The following is a 13,671-nucleotide window of genomic DNA, read 5'->3' as shown; positions in this document are numbered from 1 at the left end:
GGGCGCGCGCACAGTCAGAGGATGACGGCAGGGGACGGAACCGTGGCACCGTGGGACACGCCGGGCAACCTGGCGGCCGAGGTGCACGAGACCCACACGGGGCTCGTCGTGTTGGTCGGCGATCGGGCGTTCAAGGCCAAGAAGCCGGTGCGGACCGACTTCCTCGACTTTCGTACCACCGAACAGCGCCAGCGCGTGTGTTGCCGCGAGATCGAATTGAACCGCCGGCTGGCCCCGGCGAGCTACCTGGGATTGGGATTCTTCCGGCAACCCGACGGTACCGAGGAGCCCGTGGTGGTCATGCGCAGGTATCCGGAATCAGAACGGCTCGCCCACGTCATCCGCACCGGGGCTCCGGCCGACACGTGGTTGATGATGATCGCGAGCGACCTTGCGCGGTTCCATGCCGGTGCCGAACGCGGCTGCGCCATCGACGTCGAGGCCACCGCGGAGGTGTTGACCGCTCGTTGGCAGGAAAATCTCACGGAATTGCGGCGATTCGTCGGCCCGGTGATCGCGGCTGATGAGCTCGATCGGGTGGAGCGGCTGGCGATGCAATTCTTCGCCGGCCGCCAACCTCTGTACGCGAGTCGTATCGCGGATCGCCGTATCGTCGACGGGCACGGAGACCTGCTCAGCCAAGACATCTTCTGCACGCCGCAGGGGCCGGTCCTTCTCGACTGCCTCGAATTCGACGATCGACTGCGATACGTCGACGGCGTCGACGACGCTGCCTTCCTCGCCATGGACGTGGAGTTCCTGGGTGGCCGCGACCTCGCTGAGCGGTTCCTCGCCGAGTACTGCCGGCAGGCCGGCGACGATGCACCGGCCTCCCTGCGGCACGTGTGCATCGCGTATCGCGCCGTCGTCCGCGCCAAGGTCGACGGCGTGCGCGTCGACCAGGGTCATCCAGAGGCCGCGCAGGACGCACGTGCGCATCTGGCCTTGGCATCGGCACACCTGGTCCAGGGTTGCGTTCGTCTTGTCATGGTGGGAGGTGGCCCGGGGACGGGGAAGACCACCCTGGCGCATGCCGTGGCGGACACCATCGACGCTCGGGTCATCTCCACCGACGAGGTGCGGCGCGAGCTGCAGTCGAGGGGCCACATCGCCGGCTCGGTGGGCAATCTCGACCAGGGGCTCTACTCCCCGGCGAATGTCTCTGCGGTCTACGACGAGGTGCTCAGGAGAGCGCGGAATTGGCTCACGACAGGTCATTCGGTGATCCTCGACGGCACCTGGCGCGATGAGGCGCAGCGCCGTCGGGCCCGCGCTGTGGCTGCCCAAACCTGCTGCCCGCTGGTCGAACTGGTGTGTATCTCTGAAGTCGGTGCTGCTGCAGGCAGGATCGAGCGCAGAGGCCCGACGGCATCGGATGCGACACCGGCGATGGCTGCTGAGCTGAGCGGTTGGACGGCGGAGTGGACCGCCGCAGTGCGGATCGACACCACGCGTCCGCTGACGCGATGTGTGGCTGATGCACACGATGCGTGTGTCAGCGCGGTCGAACTGGCTGCGAGCTGTCCACCGGCCGGTCGTGATCGGACAGAGTGAAGTAATTCTCCTCTTCCTGCACGAAATGCAGGCGCAGCAGGGCGTGGAGGCCGTAGAGGCTTGCGAGAACGTCGTCGCGCTGTTCTGGTCGAATGCCGCCGGCGGCCTGAGCGGATCGGAGGTGTTCGCCGATCCGGTCGGAGAGCCGCTGGATCTCTGCGTGCGTCCGACTCATGGTGGCGGTGGCTTCGCTGCTGTGCAGCGGCGCGGCCAGTGCGGGATAAAGGGACGCCTCCTCGGCTCGCTCGTGGGGCAGGATCCGGTCGGTCAGCAGCGCGTAGGCGCGCGACAGCGATTGAAGCGCTTCGGCATCGGCGCCGTCGACGATGCGATCCGCTGCGGCCCGGATCTGGCCCAGACTGTCCCGGAGCTCGTCGTGTTCAGCCGAGAAGAGGTGCACCATCTGTTCGGTGTCCGGGGTCAGCTTGTCCTGGCCACGCCGATCACCCTGTAATGCGCGCAGAGCGTTGAGGATGACGGCGACATCGATGGCTTCCTGCAGCAGCGCGCCCGGAGCCGGCGGAAGCCACCCCAGCGCGGCGACGGCCATCGCCAGCAGCGACAGCGCCATGCCCGCCCCGGCGCTCTGCACGGCGATGCGACGGGACCGTCGCGCAATGTCCATCGCGTCGGCCAGCCGGTCGAGCCGGTCGGTCGTCAGCACGATGTCCGCCGCCTCCGAGGACGCGGTCGCGCCCCGTGCCCCCATCGCGACGCCCACGGTTGCCGCCGCGAGCGCCGGAGCGTCGTTGATGCCGTCACCCACCATCACGGTGACCGCCCGCTGCTTCTCGGCGCGAACCGCGGCGACCTTGTCCGCCGGTGACTGGTGGGCGTACACCTCGTCCAGACCCAGGACGGTCGCGACTTCCCGGGCGGGTTCGAGACGATCGCCGGTGAGCATGACGAGCCTGTCGAAGCCCGCCCCGCGCAGTCGCCGCATGGTTCGGGGGGCCTGCCGGCGCAACGGGTCGTGAAGCAGAATCGCGCCTTTCGGCTCCCCGTCGACGGACACCCACGCGATCGCCGCATTGTCGAGGCGGGCCTGATTCAGCACGGCCTGCGCCCACACAGCGGTCACCGCGTCGTCGGTGAGCTTGCCCACCGCGACCCGTCGGCCATCGAGCATCGCGCTGACTCCGCAACCGGGTTCCTCGGCGGCCGCTGTGGGCATCGACAGTGTCACACCGCGCGCCAGTGCCTCGGTGACGATGGCCTGGGCCAGGACGTGCGGTGACACCTGATCGACGGACGCGGCGACGCACAGGATCTCACGCGCGTCGGCGCCGGGCGCGGTGATCACGTCAGTGATCGCAGGGCGCCCCATCGTGAGCGTACCGGTCTTGTCCATCACCAATGTCGTTGCATGACCAAGGTTTTCCAACGCCCCGCCGTTGCGGACCACGACACCGGCGCGCGAGGCCCGGGACAGTCCGGACACGATCGCGACGGGTGCGGCGAGCAGCAGGGGACACGGTGTCGCAACAACCAACACGGCGACGGCTCGTACCGCCGACCCGCCGGCCAGCCAGGCGCCGCCCGCGACGATCAGTGTGAGGGGTAGAAAATACGCGGCGTACCGGTCGGCGAGGCGAACCACCGGCGAGGTCTCCGCGCCTGCCTGTTCTGCCAGTCTCACGATGCCGGCGTAGGTGCTCTGCTCGGCGGTCGCGCCGGCCCGCAGTTCGAAGACGCCGCCCGCGTTGACCACTCCGCTGCGCACACTGTCACCGGCGCCGCGTTCCACGTGCACCGATTCGCCGGTCAACGCGGACTCGTCGAGCACGGCCGGGGTGTCGACGACTCGACCGTCGACTGGCACCACGTCGCCCGGACTGATGACGAGGACCTCGTCGACGCGGACATCGGCCAGGTCGACGATGTCTACCTGGTCGCCGGTGCGGCGACGCGCGAAACGAGGCGCGCGCTCGAGAAGTGCCCGCAGATCGTGTGACGCGCGGCGGGTGGCCGCGGCGTCGAGTGCGCGTCCGCCGGTGAGCATCACCGCGATGAGCGCCCCGGCGAGGTACTCACCGACGAGCAGCGTTCCGCCCAGCGAGAGGACGGCGATCAGGTCGACCCCCAACCGCCCGTGACGCAACGCCGCCAGGACCCACACCACGGCGGGCACGATCGCGATGTAGGTGCCCGTCGCCCAGCAGATCTCGGCTGTGCCGCGTGCGCCGAGCAGCCACGCGATCCCACCGACGGCGAGCGCGGCGACGGTCGCGGCGACAAGTGCCGGCTCGAGGTAGGCCCGGTATCGATCAGGCACGGCGTAGTCCGCCGCGTACGACTGCGACCGGTGTCGTCGCGCGCTCCGCGACCGCGGAACTGACCGAGCCCAGAAGCATGGCCGGAATCCCCCCTCTGCCACGACTTCCCACGACCACGAGTTGTGCGTACTTGGCCTCGTCGATGAGCCAGCGGGCAGCCTTGTCGCAGACGATCCGGCGACTGACATGCACGTCGGGATATGACTCGTGCCATCCTGCGAGCCGTTCGCCGAGGATCTCGTGGCCCTCGTCTTGTCGCTCGTGCCAGTTCATTCCGAGGATCGGGAAGACCGCGACGTCGCTCCACGCGTGCAAGGCGATCAGATCGACGCCGCGCCGAGATGCCTCGTCGAAGGCGAATGCTGTCGCCGCCTCGGACGCCGGTGACCCATCGATGCCCAGGAGCACGGGAAGCTCGCGGTCGGTACCGCGCACCGCGCCTTCCTTGACGATGACGACCGGGCACTCCGCGTGCTGCAGCATGGTGCGACTCACCGAACCGAGCGCGACGCCGCCGACCGGTCCGAGACCGCGGCTGCCGAGCACCAGCATGTCGGCTTGGCGGGCCGCGTCAGCCAACTCGGTCACGACGCCGTCGCGGCGCAACGAGATCTGCACGTCGATCTCCGCGTCCCCGATCGACTCGATAGTCTCCTGGCTGCGCCGGAGGACGTCGGCGGCGTTGTCTTCCTGCCACTGGTAGAAGTCGGTGACGACTGATTCGATCGGCCAGGTGACGACGATCGGCGCCACGACGTGCATCAGCGTGACCGGTCGGCGGCGCAGAGCGGCTTCCTGGGCGGCGAATCGCAGTGCCGCGTGCGATTCCGGAGAACCGTCCACACCGACGAGGATCCCGACTTCCGGGACCGACGGCGCGAGGTGTTCTTTCATCGTGTTCTCCGTTCTACGAACAGGTCAGGGCGGCTGTACCCGGGTTGGTCAGGGCAGGTGGACACTGCTGCAGGGGGAGGCGGCGGGGGAGCTTGTCCGCCTGGCTGAACCGGGAGGCACGTCGATGCACCCGATGGGTGCGCCCGCGGGTGCGGTGCGACCCAGCCGCCGACCGGGACGGCTCGGCGTAGAACATCGTCTTCGTGACATCCACCAGCACCAGGTAGGCCGCGGTCAACGCCGTCAGTGCGGCGAAAAACTGCCAGGGAAGCGGTGTGAAACCCAGGCTGGTGGCAACGGGCGACAGGGTGAGGAGAACACCCGTGGCGATCGCCGCGCTCGTGGTGGCGATCAGCACCGCTGCCGGCCTACTCCGAAGGAATGGCACCCTTCTCGTGCGGATCGCAACGATGATCAGCGTCTGCGTGGCCAGCGACTCCACGAACCATCCGGTGCGGAACTCGACGGGTCCGGCGTGCAGGACGCCGAGCAGCAGCCCGAAGGTGAGGAAGTCGAACAGTGAACTGACGGGACCGAAGGTCAGCATGAAGCGACGGATGAACGCGATGTTCCAATGCGAGGGTGCGCGCAACTGCTCGTCGTCCACCCGGTCGGCGGGGATGGCGAGCTGCGATGCGTCGTAGAGCAGATTGTTGAGCAGGATCTGGCTGGGCAGCATCGGCAGGAACGGCAGCACCGCGGACGCGGCTGCCGCGCTGAACATGTTGCCGAAATTGCTGGAGGTGCCCATCAGCACGTACTTGATCGTGTTGGCGAAGATCCGCCGTCCTTCGGCCACCCCCGCGGCCAGGACGCCCAGGTCTTTCTCGAGGAGCACCACGTCGGCGGCGTCCTTGGCGACATCGGTGGCGGTGTCCACCGAGATGCCGACGTCCGCAGAATGCAGTGCGAGCGCGTCGTTGACACCGTCACCCATGAAGCCCACCGAGCGCCCGGAGCTCCTCAGCGACGACACGATGCGAGCCTTCTGTGTCGGTGAGACACGTGCGAAGATCGTGTGCTCGCGCACCGCGGCGGCCAATTCGGCATCGGTCATGTGCGCGAGGTCGGCTCCGAGCAGCGTGCCCTTCGACGCCAATGAGAGTTCCTCGCAGACCTTTTCGGCGACCCGCGGGTTGTCGCCGGTGGCGACCTTGACCTCGATGCCGAGCGCGGCCAATCGGTCCAGCGATTCGCGCGCCGCCGCCTTCGGGTCGTCGGCGAAGACGACGAAACCGTCCAGCGTGAGCCTGACGTCGTCATTGGCTCTGATTCCGGTGCCTTCCGCTGCGGGCCTCGAGGCCACCGCGACGACGCGCCTCCCGTCGTCGAACAGCGCGGCGAGTGTCTGACGGGCGTATGCACCGACGCCGTCGCAACGCGCGATCACCTGTTCCGGTGCTCCTTTGACCACCAGCATGCGTTCACCCTTCGCCTGGACGAGTGCGGACGCGGCCCGGCTGGTGTGATCGAACGGCAGGTATGCCAACCTGGTGACATCCGGCAGGGGAGGCCGACCCGACCACAATGCCGCATCGAGGTCGTTGGCGCTGACACCACCGATCGACGGATCGAGATCAGTTGCCACCAAAGCGAGTTCGACGACTCTGTCCGAGTGCGTGCCCGAAGGGGCGACGGCGTCGACGAAGTCCACCCGTCCCTCGGTGAGGGTCCCGGTCTTGTCGGTGACGAGGATGTCGATGTCGCCCAGGTCTTCGATGCAGACCAGCCTCTTGACCAACACATTCGCCGCCGCCAGCCGGCGCGAGCCGGTGGCCAGGCTGGTACTCACGATGGCGGGCAGCAACTGCGGGGTGATCCCGACGGCGATCGCGAGCCCGAACAGGGCCGAATCGATCACGGGACGGCCCAGCAGGAGATTGGTGATCACGATGACGACGGTGAGTGTGAGGGCGACGCGCAGAAGCAGGTAGGAGAATCGGCGCAGACCGACCTGGAAGGCGGTTTCCGGCTGACGCTCACCCAATCCGACTGCTATCCGCCCGAATTCGGCCTCTGAGCCCGTCGCGAACACCACAGCGGTGGCCTCTCCGGCGCTGACGACCGTGCCCATGAACGCCAGGTTGCCCGGACTCTGTTCACCCGTGGCCTCGGCCGTCTTCTCGACCGGGGTGGACTCGCCTGTCAGAATGCTCTCGTTGCACTCGAAGCCAGTGACGTCGATGAGGCGCGCGTCGGCGGGGACCAACTCGCCGAGCTCGAGACGGATGACATCCCCGGGCACCAACTCTGCGACGTCGATGCGCACGTCGTGGCCGTCTCTCACCGCCACGGTGGAGTGCCGCATGGCGGAATGCAGCGCTGCTGAGGCTTTTTCGGCGCGGTACTCGTTGACGAAGCCCAACCCGACGCTGAGCGCGAGTATCGCGCCGATGATGGTGGCCTGTGCGGCGTCGCCGAGAAAGTAGGAGAGCGCAGCGGTCGCAGCCAGCAAACCGAGCACCGCATTCGCGAACTGGCGGCGCAGGACGGCGAGCGCGCTCACGTGATGGGTGCGCACCACGTTGGGCCCGGTCCGAGCGCGGCGTTCTCGGGCCTCCGATGTCGACAACCCGCGCACCGAGGTGCCCAGCAGGTTGAGTGCCTCGGTCGGCGTCGCCCCGGCGATGGTGTCCCGAGTCCGTGCCGGTGCCGAGGGGGGAGCCGTCATCGCGCGGCGTCGAGGAGCACGCGCCGCTCGGCGGCGGCGACGACGCGCCGCGTCGCCTCCACGGAATCCGGATTCACCGACACCGACGTGATGCCGTAGCGGACGAGATGTTCGGCGAAGGCGGGATTGGCGGACGGAGCTTGCCCGCACAGCGAGGAGGTGATGCCGAACTTGTTGGCGATGGCGATGATTCGGCGGATGGCGTGCAGCACCGCGGGATCGGTCTCGTCGAACAGCTCGGCGCAGGTGTCGGAGTCCCGATCGACACCCAGGAGCAACTGTGTCAGATCGTTGCTTCCGATCGAGACGCCGTCGATGCCCATACCGATGTACTCGGGTAGCCAGTGAACCACCGAGGGCACCTCGGCCATCACCCAGCGGTGCAGGCCGCGCTGCTTACCCAGCGGGCTCGCGTCCACCAGCTCCAGGCATTCCTCGAGTTCCCACCGGGTACGGACGAACGGGATCATCAACGCCACGTTCGGCGTCTGCTCCCGCACGCGGGCCAGTGCCTCGAGTTCGAGAGCGAACAGGTCGGGTTCCTTGACATATCGGTAGCAGCCGCGGTACCCGATCATCGGATTGTGCTCGACGGGCTCGTAGGCGGATCCACCGGTGAGGCTGCGGAACTCGTTGGTGCGGAAGTCCGTCGCACGGTAGACGACGGGCCGGGGAGCGAACGCCCGCGCGATCCGCCCGACCGACGACACCATGTGCGTGACCAAGCTCTGTTGCTCGCCGCGGGCGATCAGATCGCGCGGGTGGCGGCCACCCAGCGCATCGGTCAGCATGAACTCCGCCCGCAACAGGCCGACTCCGTCCACCGACTGGGCCGCCACCGTGTCCGCGGAATCGGGCATCGCGAGATTGACGTAGATGCGGGTCGCGGTGACGTCCGGCGCGGCCGCTAGGTCGGCGATAGGACGCGGGCGAGCGACGACGGTGGCGGCGCGTCCGGAGAGCACCTCGCCGCGGGCGCCGTCGACGGTCACGGCCTCGCCGTCGCGCAGGACACTCGTCGCGCTGCGCGCGCCGACGATGCAGGGGACGCCCAACTCCCGGGCCACGATGGCGGCGTGGCAGGTCATCCCCCCGGAATCGGTGACGAGGGCGACGGCCCGGCGGATCGTGGGCAACCAGTCCGGATTGGTCATCGGGGCGACGAGGACCTCGCCTGGCTCGAGCTGATCGCCGTCCTCGGGCGAGGTCAACACCCGCACCTTTCCGGACGCGACACCGGGGGCGGCGCCGAGGCCCCGTAGGAGCACGGAACCGTGGGCCTCGACCGGCCGTGCCGTGAGCCCGAGCGTCGTGATGGGCCGAGCCTGAACCAGATACGTCGTGCCGCCGCTGATCGCCCATTCCGTGTCTTGGGGGCAGCCGCTGTGATCTTCCATCGCGATCGCCATGCGCGCTATCGTGCGGATCTCGTCGTCCGTGAGGACGCGGGCGTCGGCCTGTGCCTCGTCGAGATCGACGGTGGCGTCTGTGCCGTCGGGGCCGCGAACGATCTGGAAGTTCTGGTGGCCGAGCCGAATGTCGAGTGGCGCGAGTGTTTCCTTGCTGACGACGTAGGTGTCCGGCTCGACCTCCCCGGACACCACGACTTCGCCGAGCCCGAAGGCGGCCTCGATCACCACGCGGTCCCGTGCGCCGGTGCTGGGGTCTGCGGTGAACGCCACCCCCGCCTTCTCGGAATCCACCATCTGCTGCACGACGACGGCCATGGCGGGATCGCCGGTGAAGCCGCGGCTTGCCCGGTAGGAGACGACCCGCGGGCTGAACAGCGAGGCCCAACAGCGGGTCACGGCGTCGAGCAGCTCCACATCGCCGGCGACATTGGTGATCGTCGCGTTCATGCCGGCGAAGGAGGCGTCGGCACCGTCCTCACCCGTCGCCGAGGACCGCACCGCAACCCGTGCCTGCGAACCGAGCCCGTGATAGGCCGCCACCACTTCATCGCGCAGGATGGCGTCGACCCCGGCCTTGTGCACGAGCGCCTGCATCCGCTCGCACAGGTCGTCCAGGCGCGCGCTGTCGGCGACGGCGGCCAGCGCCTCACGATGAAGCGCGGCGAGCTCGGTGTCGACGCCACCACCGCGCATCGAATCGCGGTAGCAGCTGCGCAGCAGCACGAAGCCCGGCGGTACCGGCAGCGCCGCCGCGATCATCTCTCCCAGATTGGCCCCCTTGCCGCCGGCCTCCTCGGCGTCGCGGATCGACAGCCTGCCGAGGTCACGAATGCGGGCACCATCGCTTGCATCGGTCATGGCACGAGCCTGCGCCCTGGCAGTGCGCCGCCCTAGCGGCTGACGGCAGCTTGCGACGCGACCAAAGTCCCTCATCGGCAGGGCCGTTGGGCACCACCTCACGCAGGAAGGGACTTCGGCCTCTTTCTCCATTCGACGCCGGTTGCTGGCATGAGCCGCACGACGAAACGGGGACTGGCGATGACCTTGTCGACGACCTTCTCGGTGACACGGCCGATCTTCGTCGATCCGCGGGATCACGACGCGGTGCTGATCGAGCTCGACAGCCTGCTCTCGGCCCCGGGCAGCAGTCACATGTACCGCCGAGTGAGCCGATTCGTGCGCGAGCTGCAATCAGCCGGGGTGAGTGCCGCGCTGTACTGCACCGCCGGTGGCGGTGCACAGAAGCTCACCTCGACCGGGTTGAGCGATCTCTTCGCTGCGGTGTGTGAGGGTCCGGCGTTCGATGCGGCACGGGATCTCGGGCTGTCCCCGAACCGGTGCGTCGTCGTGGACCCGACACCGGCGGGTGTCGCCGCCGCGCACGAGGCCGGTTTCGGGCTCGTGATCGCCGTGGACAGCGCCGGGGATGCCGGCCATCGCCTGACCGTCGACGCCGATGCGGTGGTACCCGACATCACCGTCATCAACATCAGGGGCGGTTTCGGTTCCGTCGCCACAATGCCCGATGCCCTCGCGTCTTTCGATCACATCGCCTCCCTGGTGGCGTTGCGACGACCCGTGGTGCTCCTGGATTTCGACGGCACGGTGTCCGAGATCGTCGGTGATCCGGCTGCGGCGGTTCTGCTCCCGCGCGCAGCCGAGGCCGTCACCGCCCTGGCATCGCGCTGCCCCGTCGCCTTCCTGAGTGGCCGCCGCCTCGACGATCTGCGCCGGCGGGTGGACCTGAAGGGTGTGTGGTTCGGCGGCAACCACGGTGTCGAGCTGGCGTCCGCCGACGGTGTCTCTCACACCAACCCGAGTGCGACCGAGGCGCTGCGCTCGCTGACGTCCGTCGTCCCCGAGCTGACGGCACGACTCGGTGGCGTGCAGGGCGTGTCTATCGAGAACAAGGGCTTCGCGCTCGCTGTGCACTACCGCCACGTCCCGGACGGGTGCGTGAACTCCGTGATCGCCGCGGTTCGCGACATCGGGCGTGCGTGCGGTTTGAGAATCTCGCAGGGCCGCAAAGTGATCGAGCTCCGTCTCGACATCGACTGGGACAAGGGGCGGGCGGTCGACTGGCTCCTCGACCAGATCGACGGACCGGACCTGATCCTGCCCATCTACATCGGCGACGACAGCACCGACGAGGACGCTTTCGATACGCTGCGACACAAGGGAATCGGCATCGCCGTCCGGCAGGGTGCCGATGACACGCGACGGTCGTCGGCCAGGTTCTGTCTCGCCGACCCGGACGCCGTCTGCACCTTTCTGTCCCGCCTGGCCGATCGACTGACCGACGACGAAGCGAGTGCCGGTGACTCCTGGAGCCTGGTGTTCGACGGTTACCGGCCGGCCGAGGAACGATTGCGAGAGGCGTTGTGTACGACGGGCAACGGGTACGTCGGCGTGCGCGGCGCCGCACCTGAGGCCGACGCTGGGCCCTTTCACTACCCCGGGCACTACGTCGCCGGCCTGTTCAACCGTCTCGCGGACACGGTAGACGGCGCCCCCGTGACCAACGAGAGTGTGGTCAACCTCCCCAGTTGGCTTCCGGTCACCTATCGCATCGACGGCGCAGCGTGGCTGGACCTCGACCGCTGCCCGCCCGCGTCCTATCGCGTGACGTTCGATCTGCGCAGAGCCACGCTGGTGCGCGAATTCACTGTATGCGACGACGCGGGACGGACGACAGAGATCACACAACGTCGCTTCGTTTCCATGGAACAGCCGCATGTGGCCGCCATGCAGACCGTCATCCGTCCCGTGGACTGGTCCGGCCTGCTCGAAGTCCGGTCGACCGTGGACGGGGGTGTGGCCAACACCGGGGTGGAGCGTTATCGCCAACTGTCGTCACGCCACATCACCGTCACCGACATGCGGGAGCTGTCCGACGACACGGTGCTGCTGACTGCGGAGACGACGCAGTCGCGCATTCGCGTTGCGATCTCCGTCCGTGATGTGGCGCGGTGCGTCGGACGGTTGCCCGGGGAGCGCGAAGTCCGGCGGATGCCGATCGTCGGCGGCGACCGCGTCGGCCATCACCTGTCGGTGGAGGTGGCCGCGGGGGAGGAGACGGTCCTGGAGAAGACCGCCTGTGTGTTCACCGGCCGCGACCACGGGGTCTCGGAGCCCGTGGAGGCGGCCGTCCGCGAGATCCAGCGGGCCGGCAGCTTCGCCGACCTCCACCACCGGCATCAACTGGCCTGGGCCCAGCTGTGGGAGTACTGCAACATCGAGGTCAGCGGTGACGTCGACATGCTGCGGACCGCGCGCCTGCATCAGCTCCATGTGTTGCAGACGTTGTCCAGCCATACCGCGGACCTCGACGTCGGTGTGCCGGCGCGCGGCCTACACGGTGAGGCATACCGTGGTCATGTCTTCTGGGACGAGTTGTTCGTCTTCCCCGTCACGAATGTGCGCATGCCCGAGGTCACGCGTTCCCTGTTGATGTATCGGTATCGGCGACTGCCCGAGGCGCGACTGGCCGCGCGCGAACGCGGATACACCGGCGCCATGTACCCCTGGCAGTCGGGTAGCAGCGGGTGCGAGGAAAGCCCGCGCGTCCATCTCAACCCGCGTTCGGGTCGGTGGAATCCGGATGCCAGTAGTCGCGCACATCATGTCGGCATCGCTGTCGCCTACAACATCTGGCAGTACTACCAGGTGACCGGTGACTCAGGATTTCTGATCGATTACGGCGCGGAGATGCTCGCCGAGATCGCCCGGTTCTGGGTCAGCCTGGCCAGGTTCGACAGCACCCGCGGCCGCTACGTCGTCACCGGCGTCATCGGCCCCGACGAGTTCCATTCCGGTTATCCGGGAGCGGATTACGACGGGATCGACAACAACGCCTACACCAATGTCATGGCCGTCTGGGTGATCCTGCGAGCGCTCGAGACACTGGACCGGTTGCCGTTGTCCTATCGGCTGACGTTGTTGGAGACGTTGGACATCGGAGATGACGAACTCGTGCGATGGGAAGACGTCAGCCGCCGGATGTTCGTCCCGTTCCATGACGGTGTCATCAGTCAGTTCGAAGGGTACGAGACGCTGCGCGAATTCGATTGGGACGCCTATCGGGCCCGGTACGGGAATCTGCAGCGACTGGATCGGATCCTCGATGCCGAGAACGACAGCGTCAACAACTACCGGGCGGCCAAGCAAGCGGACACGTTGATGCTGTTCTATCTCCTGTCGGCCGACGAACTGTACGAGTTGTTCGAGCGGCTCGGCTACTCCTTCACCCCCGATCAGATTCCGGCGACGATCGACTACTACCGGGCGCGCACGTCGCACGGTTCGACGCTGAGCGCTGTCGTGCACTCATGGGTGACCGCCCGCGGTGATCGCGCCGAGGCGATGACGTACTTCAGGCAAGTGCTGGACTCCGACGTCGTCGACATCCAGGGTGGCACCACAGCCGAGGGGATCCACCTCGCCGCCATGGCGGGCACCATCGATCTGCTGCAACGGTGCTTTACCGGTCTGGAACTGCGCCGAGACCGCGTCGTGGTCGGACCGCTGTGGCCGGAATCGCTGGGTGACTTGGCTTTTCCGTTCCGATATCGCGGACACCGCCTTCGGTTGAGCGTGCGCGGACGCAGCGCCACACTCAGCGCCGAACCGGGCGACGTCTCACCCGTGGTGGTCGAATGTCGCGGCGCCGAGCAGACCCTCGTCGCCGGTGGGACCGTCCACTTCAGCCGCTGACGCCCGTGCCCAACGGGCCGGGAAAGTGAGGACTTTCGTCCGCAGATCACCGGGGACCGCGCTGTCTAGATTCGGTGGATGACCGCTACCCGCGAGGCGCACAGGGAACAACCGCACCACGTCTTCCGGAGCCGCTGAGATGACCAGTGTG

Annotated in this window: 6 protein-coding genes; 2 read left to right on the top strand and 4 right to left on the bottom strand. The window is 67.8% G+C overall.

Annotation, left to right across the window (positions count from 1 at the left end; translation table 11 throughout):
- The first annotated feature begins 21 nt into the window (after positions 1–21).
- The gene (locus tag MHN84_RS01270) at positions 22–1,554 is read left to right on the top strand and encodes an AAA family ATPase (protein WP_241202822.1); all 1,533 of its coding nucleotides are present in this window, start codon (positions 22–24) and stop codon (positions 1,552–1,554) included.
- Here MHN84_RS01270 and MHN84_RS01265 read toward each other — a convergent pair.
- From MHN84_RS01265 to ppsA, 4 genes are read right to left on the bottom strand one after another with little or no spacing between them, the layout of a single operon-like run.
- Entirely contained in the window at positions 1,496–3,829 is a 2,334-nt protein-coding gene (locus tag MHN84_RS01265; protein ID WP_241202821.1) for a heavy metal translocating P-type ATPase, read from the bottom strand. The two genes, MHN84_RS01270 and MHN84_RS01265, sit on opposite strands and share 59 nt — an antisense overlap.
- Positions 3,822–4,724: a universal stress protein gene (locus MHN84_RS01260; protein ID WP_241202820.1), complete on the bottom strand. Its 903-nt coding sequence runs from the start codon at positions 4,722–4,724 to the stop codon at positions 3,822–3,824. The genes MHN84_RS01265 and MHN84_RS01260 overlap by 8 nt, the downstream gene beginning before the upstream one ends.
- A gap of 13 nt (positions 4,725–4,737) precedes the next feature.
- Positions 4,738–7,395 carry a magnesium-translocating P-type ATPase gene (mgtA, locus tag MHN84_RS01255; protein ID WP_241202819.1) on the bottom strand — a complete coding sequence of 886 codons (2,658 nt, stop codon included), beginning with the start codon at positions 7,393–7,395 and terminating at the stop codon, positions 4,738–4,740.
- Positions 7,392–9,665, bottom strand: a complete 2,274-nt coding sequence (gene ppsA / locus MHN84_RS01250; RefSeq protein ID WP_241202818.1) for a phosphoenolpyruvate synthase — start codon at positions 9,663–9,665, stop codon at positions 7,392–7,394. Before ppsA ends, mgtA begins: the two co-directional genes overlap by 4 nt.
- Before the next feature lie 180 nt (positions 9,666–9,845).
- Here ppsA and otsB point away from each other — a divergent pair, with 180 nt between their 5' ends.
- Complete coding sequence (gene otsB, locus MHN84_RS01245) at positions 9,846–13,520, top strand: trehalose-phosphatase (protein ID WP_241203186.1); 3,675 nt, start codon at positions 9,846–9,848, stop codon at positions 13,518–13,520.
- The last annotated feature ends 151 nt before the right edge of the window (positions 13,521–13,671 follow it).

The organism is Mycobacterium sp. PSTR-4-N, from assembly GCF_022348085.1.
Classification (GTDB): Bacteria; Actinomycetota; Actinomycetes; order Mycobacteriales; family Mycobacteriaceae; genus Mycobacterium.
Note: the sequence above shows the minus strand (reverse complement) of the source record. Positions and strands in the feature narration are given on the sequence as shown.

Excerpts from the sequence above, each read along its gene's own strand:
- otsB (WP_241203186.1), top strand. The coding sequence starts at position 9,846 with ATGACCTTGTCGACGACCTTCTCGGTGACACGGCCGATCTTCGTCGAT.
- mgtA (WP_241202819.1), bottom strand. The coding sequence starts at position 7,395 with ATGACGGCTCCCCCCTCGGCACCGGCACGGACTCGGGACACCATCGCC.
- MHN84_RS01270 (WP_241202822.1), top strand. The coding sequence starts at position 22 with ATGACGGCAGGGGACGGAACCGTGGCACCGTGGGACACGCCGGGCAAC.
- ppsA (WP_241202818.1), bottom strand. The coding sequence starts at position 9,665 with ATGACCGATGCAAGCGATGGTGCCCGCATTCGTGACCTCGGCAGGCTG.
- MHN84_RS01260 (WP_241202820.1), bottom strand. The coding sequence starts at position 4,724 with ATGAAAGAACACCTCGCGCCGTCGGTCCCGGAAGTCGGGATCCTCGTC.